General features: G+C 47.9%; 21 protein-coding genes. 10 read left to right on the top strand and 11 right to left on the bottom strand.

From position 1 onward, the window contains the following. Positions 1-127: 127 nt before the first annotated feature. Both GOC95_RS13960 and GOC95_RS13955 read left to right on the top strand, forming a co-directional pair. Positions 128-2,293, top strand: a complete 2,166-nt coding sequence (locus GOC95_RS13960) for an adenosylcobalamin-dependent ribonucleoside-diphosphate reductase (RefSeq protein ID WP_275357873.1) — start codon at positions 128-130, stop codon at positions 2,291-2,293. Between the two features lie 195 nt (positions 2,294-2,488). After that, positions 2,489-3,181, top strand: a complete 693-nt coding sequence (locus GOC95_RS13955; protein WP_275357872.1) for an NrdJb — start codon at positions 2,489-2,491, stop codon at positions 3,179-3,181. A gap of 94 nt (positions 3,182-3,275) precedes the next feature. Here GOC95_RS13955 and GOC95_RS13950 read toward each other — a convergent pair whose 3' ends face one another. Beyond that, positions 3,276-4,526: an AAA family ATPase gene (locus tag GOC95_RS13950; RefSeq protein WP_275357870.1), complete on the bottom strand. Its 1,251-nt coding sequence runs from the start codon at positions 4,524-4,526 to the stop codon at positions 3,276-3,278. A gap of 340 nt (positions 4,527-4,866) precedes the next feature. On the opposite strand from GOC95_RS13950, the gene GOC95_RS13945 reads away from it, so the two are divergent. The 5 genes from GOC95_RS13945 (at position 4,867) to GOC95_RS13925 (ending at position 9,532) form a co-directional block, all read left to right on the top strand. Beyond that, positions 4,867-5,241, top strand: a complete 375-nt coding sequence (locus GOC95_RS13945) for a lysozyme inhibitor LprI family protein (protein ID WP_275357868.1) — start codon at positions 4,867-4,869, stop codon at positions 5,239-5,241. A gap of 32 nt (positions 5,242-5,273) precedes the next feature. After that, on the top strand, positions 5,274-6,134 hold the full coding sequence (locus GOC95_RS13940; RefSeq protein ID WP_275357866.1) for a hypothetical protein: 861 nt from the start codon (positions 5,274-5,276) through the stop codon (positions 6,132-6,134). Between the two features lie 358 nt (positions 6,135-6,492). Further along, positions 6,493-7,389 (top strand): hypothetical protein, encoded by an 897-nt coding sequence (locus tag GOC95_RS13935; RefSeq protein WP_275357865.1) that lies wholly within the window; start codon positions 6,493-6,495, stop codon positions 7,387-7,389. 190 nt (positions 7,390-7,579) lie between these two features. Continuing rightward, positions 7,580-8,161, top strand: a complete 582-nt coding sequence (locus GOC95_RS13930; protein ID WP_275357864.1) for a hypothetical protein — start codon at positions 7,580-7,582, stop codon at positions 8,159-8,161. 225 nt (positions 8,162-8,386) lie between these two features. Beyond that, positions 8,387-9,532, top strand: a complete 1,146-nt coding sequence (locus tag GOC95_RS13925) for a tetratricopeptide repeat protein (RefSeq protein ID WP_275357863.1) — start codon at positions 8,387-8,389, stop codon at positions 9,530-9,532. Positions 9,533-9,562: 30 nt separating this feature from the next. On the opposite strand, the gene GOC95_RS13920 is transcribed toward GOC95_RS13925, so the two are convergent. Then, entirely contained in the window at positions 9,563-10,342 is a 780-nt protein-coding gene (locus GOC95_RS13920; RefSeq protein ID WP_275357862.1) for a DUF1223 domain-containing protein, read from the bottom strand. Positions 10,343-10,505: 163 nt separating this feature from the next. On the opposite strand from GOC95_RS13920, the gene GOC95_RS13915 reads away from it, so the two are divergent. From GOC95_RS13915 to vapB, 3 genes are all read left to right on the top strand, one after another. Beyond that, on the top strand, positions 10,506-10,754 hold the full coding sequence (locus GOC95_RS13915; protein WP_194748922.1) for a type II toxin-antitoxin system Phd/YefM family antitoxin: 249 nt from the start codon (positions 10,506-10,508) through the stop codon (positions 10,752-10,754). After that, positions 10,747-11,157 carry a putative toxin-antitoxin system toxin component, PIN family gene (locus GOC95_RS13910; protein WP_275357861.1) on the top strand — a complete coding sequence of 137 codons (411 nt, stop codon included), beginning with the start codon at positions 10,747-10,749 and terminating at the stop codon, positions 11,155-11,157. The genes GOC95_RS13915 and GOC95_RS13910 overlap by 8 nt, the downstream gene beginning before the upstream one ends. Positions 11,158-11,334: 177 nt before the next feature. After that, entirely contained in the window at positions 11,335-11,535 is a 201-nt protein-coding gene (vapB, locus tag GOC95_RS13905) for a type II toxin-antitoxin system VapB family antitoxin (protein WP_049637567.1), read from the top strand. Positions 11,536-11,624: 89 nt separating this feature from the next. Here vapB and GOC95_RS13900 read toward each other — a convergent pair whose 3' ends face one another. From GOC95_RS13900 to GOC95_RS13860, 9 genes are all read right to left on the bottom strand, one after another. Continuing rightward, a complete protein-coding gene (locus GOC95_RS13900; RefSeq protein WP_194748919.1) occupies positions 11,625-11,939 on the bottom strand; it encodes a hypothetical protein in 315 nt (104 codons plus the stop codon). 59 nt (positions 11,940-11,998) lie between these two features. Then, positions 11,999-13,090 carry an ADP-ribosylglycohydrolase family protein gene (locus GOC95_RS13895; protein ID WP_275357860.1) on the bottom strand — a complete coding sequence of 364 codons (1,092 nt, stop codon included), beginning with the start codon at positions 13,088-13,090 and terminating at the stop codon, positions 11,999-12,001. Between the two features lie 240 nt (positions 13,091-13,330). Beyond that, entirely contained in the window at positions 13,331-14,104 is a 774-nt protein-coding gene (locus tag GOC95_RS13890) for a PEP-CTERM sorting domain-containing protein (RefSeq protein ID WP_275357858.1), read from the bottom strand. 165 nt (positions 14,105-14,269) lie between these two features. Further along, complete coding sequence (locus GOC95_RS13885) at positions 14,270-15,019, bottom strand: tetratricopeptide repeat protein (RefSeq protein WP_275357857.1); 750 nt, start codon at positions 15,017-15,019, stop codon at positions 14,270-14,272. 31 nt (positions 15,020-15,050) lie between these two features. Then, positions 15,051-16,271, bottom strand: a complete 1,221-nt coding sequence (locus GOC95_RS13880) for a PatB family C-S lyase (RefSeq protein WP_275357855.1) — start codon at positions 16,269-16,271, stop codon at positions 15,051-15,053. Beyond that, positions 16,268-18,373 carry a 5-histidylcysteine sulfoxide synthase gene (gene ovoA / locus GOC95_RS13875; RefSeq protein ID WP_275357853.1) on the bottom strand — a complete coding sequence of 702 codons (2,106 nt, stop codon included), beginning with the start codon at positions 18,371-18,373 and terminating at the stop codon, positions 16,268-16,270. Before ovoA ends, GOC95_RS13880 begins: the two co-directional genes overlap by 4 nt. Positions 18,374-18,574: 201 nt before the next feature. Continuing rightward, a complete protein-coding gene (locus GOC95_RS13870; protein ID WP_275357851.1) occupies positions 18,575-19,432 on the bottom strand; it encodes a hypothetical protein in 858 nt (285 codons plus the stop codon). Positions 19,433-19,528: 96 nt separating this feature from the next. Continuing rightward, positions 19,529-20,938 (bottom strand): HAMP domain-containing sensor histidine kinase, encoded by a 1,410-nt coding sequence (locus GOC95_RS13865; RefSeq protein WP_275357849.1) that lies wholly within the window; start codon positions 20,936-20,938, stop codon positions 19,529-19,531. Further along, the gene (locus tag GOC95_RS13860) at positions 20,928-21,611 is read right to left on the bottom strand and encodes a response regulator transcription factor (RefSeq protein ID WP_275357847.1); all 684 of its coding nucleotides are present in this window, start codon (positions 21,609-21,611) and stop codon (positions 20,928-20,930) included. Before GOC95_RS13860 ends, GOC95_RS13865 begins: the two co-directional genes overlap by 11 nt. Positions 21,612-21,716 lie beyond the last annotated feature (105 nt).

The raw sequence follows: 21,716 nt of genomic DNA, 5'->3' as shown, positions 1-21,716 counted from the left end.
TTGTCATACCCCTGGCCCCGTTCCAAAACGCATCCCGCCCCAGCCGTTGCCAAGCTTGTGGCGGATGTTTGTTGTAATAACCCTGTTTGTCAAACCAATAAGAATCACCAAGGTGTGGGAGAACTCGATGTTAAAAGCTGTTGAACAAAAGAAAGTCCAGTCAGAAGGCGTTGCCGTGGAGATTCCAGTGCAGCCCGTCTCTCTCGATATTTGGGACAAGAAATACCGTCTCAAAACCAAGTCGGGCGAACATGTGGATCAGGACATGGACGATTCTTATCGCCGCGTTGCGCGCGCGCTGGCAGACGTCGAGACCACCGAAGAAAAGAAAAATGAATGGCACGAAAAGTTTTTGTGGGCGTTGCGCCGTGGTGCGATTCCGGCAGGCCGCATTACTTCTAATGCGGGCGCGTTAGAGCACAAACCCGCCACCTCTACCATCAACTGCACCGTGTCTGGCGTGATTGCCGACAGCATGGACGATATTTTAGGCAAAGTGCACGAAGCTGGCCTGACGCTCAAAGCCGGTTGCGGCATTGGTTACGAGTTTTCTACGCTGCGTCCAAAGGGCGCATTTGTCGCCGGTGCGGGCGCTTACACCTCTGGCCCTTTAAGCTTTATGGATATCTACGACAAAATGTGCTTCACCGTGTCTAGCGCTGGTGGCCGTCGTGGTGCACAAATGGCCACCTTTGATATTTCGCATCCAGACGTGACTGACTTTATCAAGGCCAAGCGTGAAAACGGCCGTTTGCGTCAGTTCAACCTGAGCTGCCTGATCACCAAAGAATTTATGGAAGCGGTGAAAGCCGATGCCGAATGGCGTTTGGCCTTCCCCGTGACTGAAAAAGAAGCCATTATTGACGGCCTCAATGTCAACGACGAGTCACAAGTGGTGTGGCGCGACTGGCCGGTCAAGCACAAATATCTGACCAAAACCGAAGGGCCTGAGGCTGGTAAAGTCGCTTGCCGCATCTACAAAACCATCAAGGCGCGCCGTCTGTGGGATGTGATTATGTCCTCCACCTACGACTTTGCCGAGCCTGGCTTTATTTTGATTGACCGCGTCAACGAGATGAACAACAACTGGTTCTGCGAAAACATCCGCGCCACCAACCCTTGCGGCGAGCAACCATTGCCGCCATACGGCGCCTGCCTGCTGGGCTCAGTCAACCTGACCAAGTTTGTACGCGAACCCTTCACCGACAACGCGCATTTTGACTGGGACGAATACCGCGAAGTAGTGGCCGTGTTTACCCGCATGCTCGACAACGTGGTCGAAATCAACGGTTTGCCACTCGAGCAGCAACGCCAGGAAATCGCCCGCAAACGCCGCCACGGCATGGGCTACCTGGGCCTGGGCTCAACCCTCACCATGCTCAAAATGAAATACGGTGAAGAAGACTCAGTGAAGTTCACTGAAGAAGTCACCCGCATCATGGCCGAAGTGGGCTGGGAAATCGGCGTGCAACTGGCTGAAGAAAAAGGCCCAGCCCCGATCATGGACGAAAAATTTGAAGTCACCGCCGATATGTTGCGCGTGCGCCCTGAAATGGCGGCCGATGGCATCAAGGTCGGCCAAAAACTGGCAGGTAAAGTGCTGCTGGGCAAATACAGCCGCTACATGCAGCAGTTCCCGGAAGGCCTGCGTAACCAGATCGCAACCAAGGGTGTGCGCTTTACGCATCATAGCTCTATCGCACCAACGGGTACGATTTCACTGAGCCTGGCCAACAACGCCAGCAACGGCATCGAGCCCAGCTTTGCCCACCACTATGCACGTAACGTGATCCGTGAAGGCAAAAAGTCCAAAGAGAAAGTGGATGTATTCAGCTACGAGCTGCTGGCTTATCGTGAACTGGTGAACCCGAACGCCATGCCGTTCAGCGACAAGCCAGAAGAGCAGTTGCCAGATTACTTCCTCGATTCATCCACCATCATGGCCAAGGCCCACGTGGATATTCAGGCTGCGGCGCAAAAATGGATTGATAGCTCCATCTCCAAAACCATTAACGTGCCGACCGATTACGACTTTGAGGATTTCAAAAACATCTACCTCTACGCGTATGACAAAGGCCTCAAAGGGTGCACGACCTTCCGTTTCAACCCTGAAGCGTTCCAGGGTGTGCTGGTGACCGAGAAAGATTTAGAGAGCACCACTTACAAGTTCACGCTCGAAGATGGCACAGAGATCGAAGCCAAAGGTAACGAAGAGATTGAGTACGATGGAGAGATTCACACGGCAGCAAACCTCTTTGATGCGTTTAAAGAAGGCTATTACGGAAAATTTTAGTGTTTGCCTACTGCGCTCGCCATTGCGGCGTTGAAAAGCAGTTTTAAATCCTCATGTACTCGTTTGTACACTCCGGTTTAAAACCGCTTTTCGCCTGGCACTGGCTTCGCTCGCGACGGCAACCATCTAAAATTTTTGGACCGCGTTTAGATTATTGAATTTATTGAAAAATTAAGCTCCAATAGGGAGAACAACATGGCAATCAAGATCGACAAAAAAATCACCGCCTACAAACTGGTGACCGATGAAGACAAAAAAGCAGCCGAGGCCGCAGCAGCGCCTGTCACGAATATTATCCAAATGGGCGAACCATTAAGCCGCCCAGATATGCTTGTGGGTAACACCTACAAGATCAAAACCCCGGTGACCGAGCACGCGCTCTACATCACCATCAACGACGTCATCATGAACGAAGGCACGCCCCAAGAGCACCGCCGCCCGTTTGAGATCTTCATCAACTCCAAAAACATGGAGCACTTTCAGTGGATAGTCGCGCTGACCCGCGTCATGTCCGCCGTGTTCCGCAAAGGTGGCGATGTCACCTTTTTGGTAGAAGAACTCAAAAGCGTGTTTGAGCCTAGCGGCGGCTACTTTAAAAAAGGTGGCAAGTTCGTGCCCAGCCTGGTGGCCGAGATTGGCGAAGTGGTAGAAAAACACCTGCAAGAAATCGGCATGCTGAAAAAACCAGGCTTAGACGAACACCAGCAAAAACTGGTAGAAGAGAAAAAAGCGGAATACCTGGAAAAACACGCCAAGTCAGGTGACGAATCAAACGACGAAGGCTTCCCAAAAGGCGCACAGCTTTGTAAAAAGTGTAATACCAAAGCAAGCATTCTGATGGATGGGTGCATGACGTGCCTGAACTGCGGCGATAGTAAGTGCGGTTAGAATAAAAAAGGTGAGAGCTCTTTTTTGAGATTAAAAAAATAAAGCCCGCGGTTGCGGGCTTTTCTGCGAATGGTAGTGAATAGATGAAAGTACGCTAACTTAAAGTTTTAAACCAAGGGTTATCATTTTCCACTTCAAAACGTCCGTCCTCGTCAAAGTGCATTTTTACTCTATCGTAGTTACTCTTACCGCCTTCTCTCTTAACCGAGTAAATTGCGATGTCCTCAATATCTAAATCTCCAGATTTAATCATTTCGAAAAGCTCATAAATCAACTCTTTGGAATGAGTTTCGATCAAAATGTTAGATTTCTTAATTTTTGATGTTTCAAGAAAAACCTGGGAAAGCTTCTTTGCAGCCCCTTCATGCAGATGTAGCTCTGGTTGCTCAAACATCAATGTTGAGCCTTTTGCTGCAAAACTGCATTGGGTTAAAACCGGCAGCACTTGGGATAGTCCATAACCTAGATCAGCAATCGGTAAGTCTTTATCGTCGGTAAGTGTTAATGAAACATCAAATAAATCAGATGAGCCAACTCTCTTAACGCCAACATTTTTTGCTAATCCAAGCGTAGATAACCACTCATTAATTTGGGATAAATGGGACTTGTCACTAGATTGCACATACTCGCTTGCAAGCATCGTAATGGTTGCTTCACCTTGCGCTCCAACCTCATTTGCTGTTGAACCTCTAAACGGATATCTACGTAAAGGAGATTGGCGAAAAGGTCCGAGATACATTGTTTGTCGAAGATTGCTCTCAATAACCCGCTGAATGGCGTCTACCAGAAATAAAATCTCAATCCAATCTGAAGGATCAGTTTGTGGAGGCGTTACAGCAAAGAAAAAATTAGTTTTTCTAGTACCAACTAGTTTTGAGGTGTGAATGTTACTCGTAACTACATATTGATCGGAGTTGGCTTTTTTCTTAAATTTAATCCAGCTGTCGCCAATAACAAGCTCGGCGGTATCAATATAAATTTCTTCAGTATCTTTGGAACATTTGAAAGCGTATTTAGCAGTGCAGTCTCCGCTATACTCACTTTTATGAATAGCCATTTGGACATGACCAACATTGATGGCTAAATGGATTGGTAAACGATAGTTTCTCGAATGCGCAATTTCGACAAATCTACCTAAGTGAACTTGTGCATAATCATCATCCAATATCAAAGCTGGAATGCTATTTCCTAGCTTTATTGTTTGTGCAAGACTTGCCAAAGCATGTAAGCAGGAGCTTTTACCGGATGAGTTGCCTCCGACAAAAACAGTAATAGGTTTGAGTTCAAAGTCAGTTAACCCTTCGATTCCTTTAAAGTTCGATACGGATAAACATTTAATGGCCATTTAGTGTCCTTTGTAATTATTGATGCTTAGAGCTTTAACTGATTATCGCCTTATTAAACAACGGTCCAAGATTAGCTGATGGCGTTAATGTAAATAATATTCTATTTGATCGATATTTATTTAAACATTATTTTTGTAGAAAAATGGGTTTGAGCTGGATACAAGTTTGTATTGCTGAATTTAAATAATTGGAGGCAGAGCAAATTATTCCGGGATGAAACTAAGAGTTGAACGTCTTGCATTGATATGTACATATTAGTCTCCGTTAATAAATACTTCATGATCCAACAGTAGTATGATTTTCTAAATTTCTAACAAAATAATGATCATCGGGGACATCATGAAAATAATAACAACATTACTATTACTCTGTATTTCAGGGGCTGCATTTGCTAACTCCGCTTGTGATAAACCAAGAGATGATTTCGACGGTTTGTATTGCTTAAATAAGGTTTACCAAGAAGCAGACAAAGAGTTGAATGAAAACTTCAAAAAGCTAAATTCAAAATTGGACGCTGATGGTAAAAAGGCTTTAAAGTCAGGCCAACTTTCATGGATGTCGGAAAGAAATAGTAGTTGTTCCAAGCGCGATGGCGAAGCTTTCTTCGTAAATCTGAATTGCGCCTCCAGTATCACCATAAAACGCTCCCAGTTTTTGCAAGACCGAATTCGAGAGTGCTTAAGCTCTGGTTGCCAAAATAGTAAGCTTCTCTAATCAATCAGTTAATCCATACACGGGGGTCATGGATGCTTATTCTCAAAGGCCGAGCTACCTTATGCCTGCTAATGTTGGGTATTTTCTTATCCTCTAATGCAAGTGCAGACATACTTATTAAATACATGGCATTCTTAAATGGCGAATGTATTTCAGCTAAGCAAAACGATGAAGATATCACCGAGCAATGCAAAAAAGGGAAAGCAACGAATACGTCTTATCAAAATGGGCGAGCAGCATTTTCATTTGTTTCTGATTTTCCGGTTTCATTTTCAGGGGGTAAAGACGCGCAACCTGCCGCAGATAACTACAAGTTAGAAGTAGATCAGGTGTTAACGGTTATTTCTGGAACACCAGTATCTTGGCCTGCAGTTGGTTCATGTTCAGTGACTGGTGACATTACAAATAAAGCAACGATTACTTGTGAAGCGACCATCAATGGAAAAAACAGTTATAAAGTTGTCTTCGAAAGTACTGGCAATGCAGAAATGATTTACGGGGTGGGTTTTGAGCCCTTCGATATTAATAAAAACATCGATTTTGCTATAAGGGATTTTGACAGAATATACTCAGCACAAGGCATAGATGGTGTCGAGGCATTCCTCAAAAGCTGCTATCCAGCAGCACTAGAATCTCACTGGCTACCTGCATTTATTAAATGCGCTTCGATCGATTATGCAGGTAATTTCCTAGACATGCTGATCGTCAAAAATACCGGTAATCCTGCTCGTCCGTATTTCACAAAAGAAGCTACTCAGTTGCGAGTTAAAGAAAATATATCTAGGGAAGCCACACAGAAAAGCTCTGAGCAGGTTGAAAAAATATTACAGGTAACACAGGGACTTTCAATTAAATCGCTTAGTGCTCTCATTAAAGCCAAAACCAATAAGTAATTTAGCTTAAGCATCTCATGCATATTCACTCATCTTATCGACCTACTTATTTTCGAGGTGGCGTTATCCCCGATGACATGAGATTTTTCTGGATTTACATCGCTTTGAGTATTGTATGTTTGATAATTGCTGCGCTACTCGCCAGAGTCAAACTAACGACTTTCCCGATGAATCCAATTTATTGGCACTACTGGGTAATGGCTAACGCCAAAACTCCACCAGTGATTGGAGATGTGTTTGATCGACCAAGGAATTACAGGTTTTATGTAATCTTTTGGGCCTTATCAGTTTGCTTTCTGATTTTTGCACTAGTCGTTCTTTTAGCAATTCTTTTCTAAGAAAAGTAACTTCATTTTTTATGCGCAATCTGATTAGTTTTAATTTAGTACTCCTTGTCTTTACTGCTCATACCCTGAAGGCAGAAACCCAAGAGATTGAGCTTCGATATAGGATAAGTCCAAATACAGACTTTATCTCTGAGTCTACAAATGAATCAGTGAATTCGTTACAAGTACTCGAGGACCGTGGAATCATTGCGAACTCAAAAGGTAAGCTAACCATGGAGCCTAAAATCCAACACCTTGTTACGAAGAACAAGATTCGAATAATTTCTGGTAGCTTGCAAGCAGATCAAACATATCCATTGGAAGTTAGCTTTCTGGAAAAAGAAACATATAGAAAAGATCAATCTGGGAAAGATACACTGGTTCAGCAGCCGATTGATGTTAATGGCATGCATGTTTCAGGCTCAATTAACGCTTCCGGACAAATATTAGAAGAGTCAGTCAAAGTCTCCGGAATGAAAGAATTGCCACCAGAGCTCGATCAGCTAGTTCAAAAAATAGCATCATCAACCCTGTCACAAATTACAAATGTTGAAACGCTGAAGTTATCACTGGGCAAAAGCACGCCTCAAGAAATTTCACTCAAAGTGCCGATCGGTAACATAGTCGTTATAGACGTTAAAATGCATATCGATAATAAGCTACTGGCTATCGATAATGGTATTGCCCGAATTTCCCAAACTTATTCCATGGATTTTATTGTGCCAAATGGTCCTTTCAAAGCTACTACGGTAGGTGATGGAGGTGGAATGATGCTTTATGATACAAAAGCTCAGATATTCCAACATAGTGAGACTGAGACGCGGATGTCGATAATTTTCGAAACTGCTAAAGAAGGCAAGATCGAAATTAAAACGAATTCAAAGCAAATTCAATCAACCCACCCATTCATAGAAGATAAGTCTTATTGATCCTGGCGCAAATCGTGATTTTCTGATTAGCACTGGGAGCCAGTTTAGGCTGAATTTCTAAACATTTTTGGGACTTACTGGGCCGTCGAGCGCTTATAGAATCAGACTATGCGACTCATAGTTAATTAATATTCATAGGCTATTTTGCTTTGTCTCTGCATGGGTTATTAAAAAGAGAACCAAGTCAATTATGAAAAGCATTTTAAAACCACTCATATTGGTTGTTGTATCGGTCTTCACATTGGTGGGTTGTTCATCAGTCCCAGAGCATGTCGCTAATCCAGATAAAAACAAACTGGGTATCCTGATTATGGCGGGTGAGGGGTTTAATCCAACCTATGATGATCCTAAGGACCAAAAAGTTAGAGCCACTTGGTTGGAGACCTCAAAAAAGTTAGCAGAGTATTTAGAGACTGAGATTGAACAAGAACATCACACAGATGCTGAACAGGCTATAAATTTAAACTCTCGGATCGATTCCAACACTTTTATAGCGCAACAATTTGCGCAGAAAAGAGTCGATGGGCTTATTCAAGTCAGAATCAGCCATATCAAAAACACTTCTGAGAATACTATTTACCTACAACTCGCCTATAACGCAGTGCAATACGGTAAAAATCCGCAAGGTGGTGACACGATGATTATTGGGAAAGGGATAGAGGAAAAATACACGCTGGTCGGAGTTAATTTTGAGGGCTCGAAAACTCCCCTTAATTACTTTACCCATGACTTTATACGCAAGTTATCCCAAAAGGGGTTTATTGCGGATTAACGTATAGGGCAGCCTCATTTACTGTCCGCCGCATGATTAATTTGAATAATTAAATCAATGGGGTCAGCAACTGTCTTTGATTCTGCAATCAGGACTCTCATTGTTCAAACACCCCTAAAAAATGCCTGCAAAATCTCTCCCTGTAAATTATGAGGCCAGAGTAAAATTAATCTTAAAAACTAAACAAATCATTCAATACAAATAACAACAAGGTAGTTTTAGGTCATGAACTGGCATGTACTCAATAGGTTTTTTAAATTCCCCATCCTTCTACTTACATCCTCTTTAATATTTACCAGTTTCTCGTTTGCAGCTCCTATTGACGATGCTAATCAAGCATATGGGTTTGGTAATTACAAATTAGCCAAAGACTTGTATCAACCGCTAGCAGAGGCCGGAGATGCGGAGGCTCAAACTAATCTCGCTCAAATCTACAACAAAGATGACAGCCTTTTAAGAGACTTACCTAAAGCAGCATACTGGTTTACAAAAGCTGCAGAGCAGGGTGTTCCACTTGCTCAAGCAAATCTTGCGGCAATGTATTTATATGGTGAAGGCGTAGAACAAGACTTATGGAGAGCCGTTGACTGGATGCTCAAATCAGCTAATCAGGGGTATGCACTCGCTCAGAATAATCTGGGAATTATGTATCGAGACGCTCTAGGAGTAAATCGCAATTACGAGCAAGCTTTGAAGTGGTTTGAGTTGGCTGCAGATCAAGGGTATAAACCGGCTTTTAATAATGTGGCTATGATGTACAGAGAGGGGAAAGGTGTCTCTAAAAATCGGTATGAAGTGATCAGGATGTACCGCAAAGGTGCTGACTTAGGCGATCCTGAGTTTATGCTCAAGTTAGCCCAGTTCTATTTTTCGGTTGAACCCAAAGATTATAAAGAAGCGATTGTATGGTTATCTAAACCAGAGTTAGAAAACAATCCCGTAGCTATCGAAAATATTGGTGTCATTTGGGGGATGCCGGACAACGAAGAGAGGGATTATGCAAAGTCACTTGAGTACATTAAAAAGTCTGCAGAAATGGGTCATGTAAATGCTCAACTGAATACTGGCATTATTTATTACAAAGGTTTAGGTGTCCCAGTCAATTATCAAAATGCATATGACTGGTTTTTGAAGGCTGCAAAACAAAAAGAGCCTATTGCTCAATTTTATTTAAAAGAAATCTACAGCAAAGGCCAAGGTAGAAAAAAAGACTTAGTGAAAGCTCAAGTATGGGAAAACCTGAGTTTTGAGAATGGTGTATCAGCTGGTTTGAGAGACAGTTTTTTGCATGAGCTCAAACCAAAACAAAAAGAGCAGGTGGTTCAGTTGATTGATCAATGTAAGGGTACAAAATTTGAAAAATGTGATTAGATAAATTCGATAGTTGGCGGTAAAGTGAAATTAATCTTCACAGAATCCTAACGCTATTGCCTGCAAAATCTCCCCCGTCGCTGAATTCTGCACAAATGCGACCACGCTAAGATCACGCTGCTTCCAGGCTGGTTGAAGCTGAATTTCATGACTGGCACTTATTTTTCCCTCAGCACCCACTTTAAACGGCCCTAACCACTGGCGTACGACATAATCGTGGCGCAATAGCTCGCCACGGTTTTCACCTGCATTGATGGTGGATTGTAGGTTGTTTTCTTGTAGCGTGAGGTAATAGACCAATGGCCCAGCCTCAGTGGTTTTGATGTTGGTGGAGACTTGCACTGACCTTGTCGTTGTCGCGTTGGCTGTTAGGCGAATCTCAGCTTTGGCAGGCTGGCGATTAATACTGGCGACTTCCCTCTTAAAGCGCGCATCACTTAACCAGCTGCGGCTATCTTGCCCATTGATGGCGAGTTGCGGGGTATATACGCCGCGTGCATGCCCTGAGGCGGACATGTCACGCTGCCGCTTGGCAAAGGCAGGGTTGGCAAAGTTGTCTTTCCAGCCTATGTAATCCCAATAATCCACATGTAAGGCCATCGGCACGATGTTGCCCAACTGATTGCCTTGCGTTTTTAGGCGCGTTAACCACTGGTCAGCGGGCGGGCAACTGCTACAGCCTTCTGAGGTATATAGCTCAACCAGGGCATTGGTCTGTGGGCCGCTGACGGCACTGCATTGTGGTTGCGCAAGGGCGTTTGATGCAAACACGATGGCGCATAAAGCGGTGAGCAGAGATTGTTTGTTCATGACGAGACTCCATCAATTGGCTGGAGTGGATTGGTCGTGTGACTTGTTGATGCCTTACACGTATTTGTTCTCCGACGCAGTTTCAAGACTAAATGTGATGGTTTGTGCAAAATGTACAAAATAGACATTTTGTACTATTATTAGGCAAACAGGAGAGTTGATTATGCAATATGTTTCTGCAACAGATGCTAAACAAAATATGGCGGCTTTAATTGATACGGCACAGCGCGAGCCAGTGACGATTCGTCGTCAAAACCGTGATGTTGCGATTGTGCTTTCTCCCGCTGAATATCAACGCTTGCGCGGGCTGAATCTGGCTGAGTTTCAATCATTTTGTGACCGTGTGGGGCAGCAGGCGGTGGCAAATGGCTTAACCGAGGACAAATTAGCCGAGTTGCTGACCAATGAGTGAGGCGTTACGGGTAGTCTGTGACACCAATACTTTGATCAGTTATTTGCTGTTACCGAACAGCGTTTCGTCAATTGCCGTGCGTAAAGCTTTTGAGCAAGGTGTATTGCTGGTGTCTGAGTCTACGCTCAATGAACTGGCGGACGTATTATCTCGCCCAAAGTTTGACCGCTATATTTCGCTTGAAGACAGGCAAGCTTTTTTTAGACTGTTTAGTCGCATGTATGAACGTGTGAATATTGTCTATCCCGTGAATGCCTGCCGTGACCCAAAAGACAATCAATTTTTAGAAGTCGCAGTGAATGGTGGTGCATCGATGATCATCACGGGCGATGCTGACTTGTTGGTGTTGCATCCTTTTCAAGGCATCTCTATTTTGACTGCCGCACAGTTTAATGCGCTTTGAATTAAGCAGGTCTCACACTCTTGTAAGCCAAGCCACATCTCCGCGTTTTTATTACCTTAAAGACGCATGCGACGTGATCAGGTCGCTATTCTTTCATGCGGCTCCCAAGCAGGTTTGCAACTATATTTTTCGTGCTATACGCTAATGCTACATGCGTGTTGACGAGAGGGATGAACGATGGCTATAAGCACTGTGTTTATTAATAATCGCACGCAAGCTGTACGCCTGCCTGCTGAAATGCGCTTGCCAGAGGATGTGAAACTGGTGAACGTGCGTGCACTTGGTAACGAGCGGATTATCACGCCGATTGCTGAAACCTGGGATAGCTTTTTTAATGCTAACTTGACGGTAAGCGATGATTTTATGCCAACGCGGTAGGGCGGACTCGCTTTCAGTGCGCCGCATGGTTCATTTCAAATACAACGCACCATGCGCGGGAGCTACATAAAAACAATTGCCTTAAGCATTCACCGCGTATTTTTCTTATACACACGGAAAGACTCCACACTCAACTGCCTGGTGATGGTTTTGATTTCCAGTGTTTGTTTGCCTTTTTGGTAGAGGAATGTGCAGCCGTCAATTTCCATCGAGATGCAATCGGTGACCTCTGTCATGCCCATGTTGTAGATTTCTTGCGCGTATAGACTAGCCCGATCAATCTTGGTGTTTTTAATCGGCGCCCAACCTTGATCAATCAGCGTTTGCTTGACCTCGTTATATGGTTTGCCTTCAGTCATAAAGCTTAAGTCATTGGCAGCAAAGGCAACGCTGCCGCTCATCATAAAGAGGGTTGCTAATATTTTTGTAAGCATGGTTTTCACCGCCTGATTAGTCAAAATGTTTAGGCAAACTGTGCCACAAACTGCTCAACTTCGTGCTGAATGGCATCGTGCGCGGTGAGGCCTTTGATCCAGCGTGGCGGAATCGCCTCCAACCCCAACGAAGCACCCAAAATTGCACCCAGCACGGCACCGCGGTGGCAGTTATCTCCGCCGACATTGGTGTTGGCAATAAGCGCGCTTTCAAAGTCATCGTGATAGCGGGTGGCGAGGTAGAGCACAGATGGAAATGATTGGTCTATGTAGCAGGCAGGGCTGAGTAGGCCGCCAATCACGTCGAGGTCAGATTTTTGGTTGGCACGCACTTGCGCCACCACTTTGGCGGCCGGGAATCCTAACTGACTGGCCGCAGCGCTGGCGAGTTGTTCGTTGTCAGGGTACGGCGAGTTGAAAATTTCAAACAAGAGTTGGCTCAGTGCCAGCGTATGGCGTTCTAACTCGGTTGAGCGGTGGGTGAGGTTTTGTTGCGTTAAGGCGGCTTGGTTGCAGGCGGCCAGGTCGTTCGCCTTGACGCTGGCCATGACCACCATGGGGATATTCACCAGGCCGCCGATGGAGGCGGTGTCATGGCCTTCGTTGCCAGCACACTTTTCCGGGGCCACGCCTTTGGCATAGTTGGCAAAAAAATCACGGTGGTATGACTCAGCATAAGTGTCGTTGTGCTGATCGGGCTCGGTCATAAAGCGCACATAGGCTTGCAAAAAGTCTGCGGGATCATGCTGGCCTTGGGCGATAAGGGAGCGCAGCAACACACGGGCGCACAGCAGGTTTAGCGTGTTGTCGCCTGCCTGCATGCCTTGGTGATAGTGGCCGTTAGGCAGGCCCCAGAATTGTTTTTTGCCTTTTAAAATCACACTGCCGACAATGTCGCCCGCTTGTGTGCCGCGGCCTGCCTTGCCTGTGCTGGCCAGGGGCATGATGGAGCTGGGGTGGCTGGCTTTGGGCGCTTGATAGTCGCGAATTTGACCAAAGTCTTGCCAGAGGGCGGCGATGTTGTAATACCAGTGCACGGGCATGGCCAGCGCATCGCCAATAAACATACCCCAGAGGGCGCCGCGCATCCGGTCTGCACGTTGAAGGGTGGTGATTGGCATCGTGTGATCCTTGTTTAACAGCCTTGCAGTTGCTGGCTTTTACACTGCGCAGCCAATTGGGTGGCAGCGGCTTTTTGTCCCTGAACCAATGGGATGCAAGTCACCTAGACACGGTTTATTTTAATCAGTTCTTGGCGCGGTTGACTTAGACAACGTGCTTGAGGATGAGAGATGCGCTTAACCTGCAGACTAAGGGCTGCCTGACGCAGCCCTTGATGGGATCGCTAAAAGAGCGGTGACTTAGTGACTTTTTAATGCTTTACGGCTACGCCAAAAGCACAATAACCCTAATCCGGCGAAAAGCATTGCCGGCGCAGTAGGCTCAGGCACATATTGCGGTGGGCCAGCAGGGAACGGTTCAGGTGTTGGTGAGGCGGATGAGATAAATTGTGTTGCTAAGCCAAACCCGGCTTCAAAGAAGATGTTGGGGTTGCCGCCATACATGCCATTCACAAACCGGCTCATTAACGGAGAGTAGCCCGCTGCAAAGCCTTTTAGTGGAATACCGCCGCTGATGTTTGTAATCCCGATCACAAGATTGCCGGCATGAGGGTCGTACAAGTAAGGTGTGGCAAATGGGATTGCAATATCGAAAACATCATCACCACTGGAAGATAATGAGACTGTGCCTGAGAAGACGGCCACTGTATTCACCCCCAGGTTCCCTGCAAACGAACTTGCAGGAGCTTGATCAGCGTAATCTCCATAAAAAGAGCCGACATTGCTCAGCGTGGTGGATAGCGTCAAGGTGAAGCTCAGCGGGGTGGGGTCAAACGCACCTGAGACACCTTGTGCTGGCTTAAAACTGATCCCTGTAATTTCTAAAGGGTCAGTGCCAAACTGATAATGCGAATAAAGCTGCTGGTACTCGATAGTTTCATTGACCGGACAACTGCCAAATGGAAAGCAGTTGCTCGTATTGGCGTAATCAAACGTGACGTTTGCGTTGACAGATTGAGTGCCTGCTAAAAGGAACAATAGGATTAGTATGCCAAATTTCTTGGGGAGCATCATTTGTATTTCCTTTTCAAAAATACTGCGCTTCAAAAAAATCGAAAGGAACTGCACACTAATATTAGGCTGTAGTGTACTTGCTACACTAAACCTATTTTAATCAATTAGATACATTAATCGCGTAATACCTCACTGTTTACATGGTTTTTTTCGCATATCCTCGTTTTAACAGCCTTGCAGTTGCTGGCTTTTACATTGCGTGGCCAATTGGGTGGCAGCGGCTTTTTGCTCTTCGCTCATTTGCGCATAAAGATAATTCAGCATTTTGCTGTGGCGATTCACCAGGCGTTTTTCTTCGTTTTGGGTTGCCAATATCAACCACATCGCCGCTTTGAGGGTACTTTGTTCAACGCCGACCCCTTGCTGGTAAAGCTCGGCCAGGTAGCCCTGGGCTTCACTATTGTTGTTGCTGGCGGCCTGGCTTAACCAGTGCACGGCGGCGGACATGTCTTGCGCAATCACTTCGCCCCGCAAATACAGCATGCCTAAATTGAGCTGCGATTTCACATGACCTTGCTTGGCTGCTTGCTCGTAATAGGCCACCGCTTGCGGGTAGCTGATGCTTTGAATCTGGCGCTGAAACACCAGTGAACCCAGCGTGTACTGCGCCTCTTTGTAATTCAACTCGGCCGATTTTGTGTACCACTTGACCGCTTCGTCCATGCTTTTGGGCACGCCATCGCCGTTCTGCGACATCAGGCCCAGGTTGTAGCAGGCTTTGGCATCGTTTTGACTGGCGAGCGACAGATAAATGGCGTGGGCGGCGGCATAGTCTTTTTGCAGTAGCTTCTGTCTGGCTTCTTCTAGCGTGTTTGCCTGCGCGAGGCTGGCTGCACACAGCGCGCACAGCATCAATGCGGTGGAGATTGCTTTGCTGAATAACTGTGCCAACATCGTTTTAGCTGCTTGCGTCATGGCTGTTCCTAGCGTGTGGTGAGGGAAGTATTTAAGTTGAGAGACCGTGACGGCTGCAGGCGGCTTTTAATCGCGCCAGCGCCGCGAGCACGTTGGCTTGGGGTGTGCCTATGTTCATGCGCATAAAGCCTTCGCCGCCATGACCAAACATCGCACCGGGCGAGAGGCCGAGTTGTGCTTCTTCAATAAAAAAGCGTTTTAATGCGGCGTCATCCAGATTGAGGGCGCTGCAGTCCAGCCATAGCAGATAAGTGGCTTGCGGAGCGATGACTTTGATACTGGGCAGCTCTGCCTGAATATACGCCACTGCCGCATCGCGTGTAGCTTGCAGATAAGGCATCAGTTCATTTAGCCAGTTGCTGCCGCCGCGATAGGCCGCTTCAAAGGCGGCCATGTTGAGTGGGTTGGTCACTGAGAGGCCTAGCGTGTTGAGCTGGCGTTGAATGGCTTGCCGATGCGCGGTGTTTGGCACAATCAAGGCTGAAAGGCCCAGGCCTGGAATATTGAAGGTTTTGCTGGGCGAGACGGCGGTAATCACGCGGTGGGACAACGCGGTTTGCTCGGTGGTTTCGGCTTGCATGGCCAAACGGCTAAGCGGCTTGTGTTGCGCTTCTGCATAGACTAAATCGGCATGGATTTCGTCGGAGAGCACAACTAAGTCGTGCTGGTTAGCGATACTTAAAATGGCTTCCATTTCTGCCGTTTGCCACACCCGACCTACCGGATTATGCGGTGAGCATAGCAGCAGCATGCGCGCTTGTTGCGCGCACGCCGTCAGGTGGCCCATATCCATCTGGTATTGCGGCTGGTTTGCGTGATCAGTGGTCAGGCTTAAGGGGTTTTCAAGCAAGTGCCGCTGCTGCCCGGTGACTGCTGAAAAAAACGGAAAATACACGGGTGGTTGTACGATCACGCCTTCGTCTGGGGCGGTGAGGGCAGCGACGACCAGGTTGAGCGAGGGCACCACGCCGGGTGTGAGCACAATCCATTCGCGCTGGACTGGCCAACCGTGCTTGATTTGTAGCCAATCAATCAGCGCTTGATACAGGCTGTCGGGCGCCAGGGAATAACCAAACACCGGATGGGCGATGCGCGCTTGCAGCGCCTCAGTCACTGCTGCGGGCACGGCAAAATCCATATCGGCCACCCACATGGGCATGACCTCGGTGGTACCGAAGGTCTGCTGGCGGCCATCGAATTTTAATGCGCCGCTACCTTCACGCGACACGTGTTCATCAAAGCGGTGGCTCAACTGACGCGCTCCCACAGCGTCACTTCTGACAGCGTATGCTGGAATTTGTGGCGGGTTTCACGAATCACAAACGGAATCTCTACCGGGGCTTGCATGAGTTTGAAGTGGGGGCTTAGCAGCGCTTTCAGGCCATCCAGCGTGGTCACATTTTCGCCATCTTGCTTGTAGCCGCCTATCCATTCCTCACGTGGGGTGTGCTCTTCCAGCCAGGTATACGGCGAGGTGATCATGAGTACGCCACCGATATTCAAGCGCTCATAAATCGTGCTCAAAAACTGGCGTGGGCGGTAGAGCCGGTCAATTAAATTGGCGGCCAGAATAAAGTCGTAGCCGGTGAATTGAGGCTTGAGGTTGCAGGCATCGCCCTGCCAGAATTCCACCTTGTCGACCAACTGGTCTAAGCCTAAGGCACTCAGTGTGCGCTCCTGGTAGCTGACCAAGTCGCCTTCATTGACCATGGTGTAACGCAACACGCCCTGTTCGGCCGCTTGTAATGCCAAGCCAATAAAGCGGGCAGAAAAGTCTATGCCGGTGACGTGCTCAAACTGTGTGGCCAGCTCAAAAGTGGCACGGCCGGTGGCACAGCCTAAATCGAGTGCTTTGCGTTTTGGTTTGGCTTGCAAATGCTGCAGGGCATAATCGCTCAGCGCTTTGGGGAAGTTGGGTACGCCAAAATAGCTGTCACCATAATGAAATTCGGCATACTCCGACAGCTGCTTGTCAGATTCGTAATACGAGCTGTTATTTTCTACGGGGGTATCAGTCACAATATAGCGGAATCCTGCATGTTGAAAAAAATGTCGGCGAAAGGCGTAGCGCGCACTTTTAATCGCCTCGTTGCCCGTTGAGATCCAGGAGCCACCCTTGATGAGATTATGGCGGCCATCATAGGTCGGGGTGGTAAAGTCATCGTACAACGGGTGTACTTTAAAGCCATCAAACGGAAAAATGGGTGTTTCTGTCCATTGCCAGACATTGCCCACCACATCATACAGCTCACCATGCGCAAACTGGTTGACCGGGCAAGACGATGCTCCCTGGTCTAAAAACAGATTGGCAAGATGGCCGTTGGCGACCAGGGCGTCGGACAAGCCTGCATGTTCATACAGACTATACCACTCCTGCTCGCTGGGCAGACGCACTGGTTTGCCCCGCTGTGCAGACAGCCAATTGCAAAACGCTTTGGCCTCATGGTAATTGACTTCTACCGGCCAGCTCCATGGCATGTTGATTTCTTCCGTCAGCAGGCGCAGTTGCCAGCCGGAGGCTTGTTTGATCCAAAACGTGGGATGCTCGGCTTGCGTATAGGTGCGCCAGGCCCAGCCTTCTTCTTGCCAGTAGGCCTCTGCCTGGTAGCCGCCCGCTTCCACAAAGCGTAAAAACTCGGCATTAGAGGTCAGGTATTGGGCCGCCTCAAAGGCCGGACAGTGGCCGTGAAATTGACCGTATTCGTTATCCCAGCCGTAATACGCATCTGACTTGCGCAACACAATTTCACGCGCCGGGATATGCACCAAGCGATTTTCAGGGGCGACCACATCCCGCGCAGCAGAGGGTGCCCATGCGGGGGAGGGGCGAACATACTGTAAGGCATGTTGCCGGAGCAGTACCGAGCTGGTTTCCAGATGGATGCGCTCATGCTCAATGCCCATCAGAATCGGCCACCATGGGCTCTCCCAATCAATCGGCAGCTCAAAAGGCAGGCGCGTGATCAGTTGGTCAACCACTTCGCGCACCTGTGCACGGTAGGCCTTCACCTCCGCTGGCGTTGGCCATTGGTAGTGGGCCTCGTTCACGTCATCCCAGCCCATTTCATCGACGCCGACCGCAAACATGGACTCAAACCTGGGATTCACGCGTTCGGTGATGAGCCCGGCCAGAGTCAGCTTGTTGATAAAAAAGGTATGGGTATGGCCGTAGTAAAAAATCAAAGGATGTCTCAGCGCAATGGGTTTCACGTAGTACGCTTGCTCGTTGCTAAGCAGCGTAAACAAGGCTTCATAGACATCTGAGGTCTCATGAAAATAAGCCCGTATCTGCTCACGCGTGAGCGATGTGTGATCCTGGCTGAGTAGAAGGCTGCGATGAGGAGGTTTGGTCATGTCTGTCGTGATCGGTTTCGTGGCCTGTCTATCAAGCGCATCTTTAGAGATTGGAAAATAAGCGCACACAGGGGGAATGTAAATCCCCAGGCAGCGCTTGTTTATTGAATAGCATTTGAAATGATTGGTTCAATTTGAATGCACGATACTCATTGGTGTCGTAGCGATGGATAGGGTGCGCAGCAAACGGTGGCAAGGCTGTTATTCAATCAAGCCCAGCCATTGCGCCGCGCCCACCGCCGAGGCCTGCACGGCTTGTTGATAGGTGGCCGTTGCTGGCAAATGGTCAGCCAGCTGGTGTAGCGATCTGTAGCCAGGGTCTAAGCGTATGTCTTTTTCGCGGAAGATGCTGTGCTCTTGGGCATAGGTGTCTGCCAGCGCTCGCAGCGATTCGGCCAAGGGCTTGTTGGGCGCGCTGGGGATAAAGTCACCCAGCAGCCACAGGTGCACATTCTCTTCCTCGGCATAGCCTGCTTTAGGGTCAGCCAGCATCATCGCATGGTCTATTCTGGCTTGTTTCTCTACCTCACTCGGGTCGCCATAGGCAACCTCGTAATATTTCACCTCACGTGTGAGCAAAGAGGTCGGGCCGTCAATCGGCACCTGGCCCACCGCATAATAGCCCGCAATCGCACGCAGGCTTTGCAAATGATGCTCTTTGCCGACAAACTGGATGGGTTCACCTTGTGCCTGCAACGCTTGAATCCCCGCCGCCATGTCTTTGGTCGCGGCGTAAATCAGCGCGGCGCTCTGTTCGGGACTACTATGCTTGGCACTAGCACGCTCGGTACTAGCACGCTCGACACTTTTTCGGGCCAGGCTGTAGTTGATCATGGCGGTGCCGTTGCGATACAGCTCCAGCGCACTGGCGGCAGCGACTTCACCCTGCGCATCCAGCACCACCGACACAGCCATTTTGGTGCCGTTGGCATTGCCACCCGCCAAGGCAGCCAGCCAATTAGGCAACTGCTCTGCGGGCCATTCCGGGTATTGCTCGCGGGCAAGGGCAAACACTTGTGGCAGCAGCCGGGCTTGTTCGGTGACGCTTAAGCTTTGCAACCTTACGATGCTGTGTGCTGGGGGTAGCGTGTAGTGGTGTCTCACGATATTTGGGGCAGAGTAAAGAGATGACATTTTAATGCTCAGCATTCAAGTTCAAAGCGGTAGTGGCCGTTGCGGCGGTGCCCAGCATACCGTAAAGATTGATCCACCTTCTGGATTCGGCGAGTGGGTGATCTCACATTGACAATGCCTGGCCAGCGTTTTGACTAACGCCAGCCCCAGCCCACTGCCGGGGATCGCATTTTTGAGTACGGTTCTGCCACGATAAAAACGGTCAAAAATAAAGGGGGCTTCATCGGCTGGAATCCCGGCACCGAAGTCAATAATCTTCAACACTACGCCCCCTTGGTATTGGATGGCCTCAACGATGATTTTATTGTTTAAAGTGAACTTGATGGCATTGTCGATGAGGTTGCCAATCAACAATAATGCAAACTCTTTTTGAGCCACAATGGATAGTTCGGCGGGGATCACCGTGGTGACGCTTAAATCGCGTTGTTGCAGACGTTGGCGAGCCTGGTGCAGCACTTCGGTCATCAAGTCGCTGACTGATAAAACCTCTTTGTTCAGCGTCTCCATATTGGCATCCAGTTGCGCCAATAGCAGCATGCTATTCAGCATTTTTGTTAAATGATCGACTTCATCCAGACAGGACATCAGGACTGCTTGATACGCCTCTTTCTCTCGGGGTCTTCTCAGCGCGACCTCAATATCTGTTCGCATTCTGGAGAGGGGCGACTTCAGTTCATGAGACGCATGGGAGGTGAAGTTTTTTTGGATCTCGAAAGCGCTTTCCAGTCTCTGCAGCATCGCATTCAGGGTGTTAATCAATTCGCCTATTTCGTCATCCGCATGGTCATTGGAGAGCCGCTGATGCAGATTTTCCTGATGGATATTTCTGGTCTGTGACACGATACGTTGAATCACTTTAAGAATACGGTCTATGGGCAGCAAGCCTGCCCATAAGATCGCACCGGCGAGCGCGACGGCCATGAGCATGAAGATCATGGTTGCCGTATTGAGAATGCGATCAATATCATCCATGGACCCGGCCACCAGCACATAGTAATAATGAGCGTTTTTGTAAACGGGAAACACCACTACGCGTAAGGGCTCGTTATTAAAGTGATCAATGGTTTCGAAGCTGGCACGGTGATGCTGCCTGAGCGCCTGAGGCGTGATGGGGAGGTTGGCCTCCCCCAGATTGCGACTCTTGGCGAGGGAGTGGCCATGTTCATCCACAATCTGTACTAGTCTATCCAGTCTGTTTAATGCAATCCGGTCTTTATCATGTTGCCAGTCATGAATGCGGATATCTGAGCGATCCCGCAGGGAGACCAGCATTTCTGCTTCAGTTTCCGCCAGGGAAAGCAGGGCATGATCCAATTGATTTTTGGCGGCGATGGAGAGTTGCCACCATGAGAAAAGCGCAGTGAGCGATACGATGACCAGGATGAGTGTCAGGTAGGTCAGAGTGAGTTTCTGACGAAAGTTAATTTTCAATGCTGGCTCTTTCTTCAAAAATAAAGCCTTCTCCCCGTAGGGTATGAATCAATTTTGGCTGTCCTGGAAGCTCCAGTTTTTGACGCAGATTCTTGATGTTCACATCAATCAGGTTGTCGATTGCAATCCAGTCCTGCTGCCAAAGACGTTGTGCAATGGTTTTGCGGGAAATCACCTGCGCGGAATGCAACATCAATAATTCGAGCAGATCAAACTCTTTGGGTGAAAGCGTGATGGCATGACCACGGCGCATGACGGTTTTATAGCGCAAGTTCAGGATGACCCCGTGCTCGGAGAGTAGCGTGGATGGCGACCTGCGTTGTCTTCTCAGCAGTGAATTCACTCTGGCCAGCAGCTCATCAAATGCAAACGGTTTTGCCAGATAGTCATCCGCGCCGCTGTTCAATCCACTGACTTTGTCATTGATGGCATTTTTTGCCGTCAGCATCAAAATGGGTAGCTCCATTTTATTTTTTCTCAGTTTGATGCATAAACTTAATCCGTCTTCATCAGGCAGCATCCAATCCAGAATCATTAAGTCAAAGGGATGCATCAACGCATCCAGCGCCTGGCTGACACTGCCAGCAATCTCAACCTTGAAGCCTTCTTCCATCAAGCCTCTGGCAATGAGTTTGGCGGCTTTGAAATCGTCTTCAACGATCAGAATTTTCATGGTTGCATCTCTATCATCCGTATTACTGAGTAGTGGTCATTTGCTGCTGCGTGCGCCAAGCATATTAAATGGTTAATGCATCATATTCCCTGAAGAATAATTCAG

The organism is Methylophilus sp. YYY-1 (genome assembly GCF_029132825.1).
Taxonomy (GTDB): domain Bacteria; phylum Pseudomonadota; class Gammaproteobacteria; order Burkholderiales; family Methylophilaceae; genus Methylophilus; species Methylophilus glucosoxydans.
This window is presented reverse-complemented; position numbering and strand designations above follow the sequence as displayed.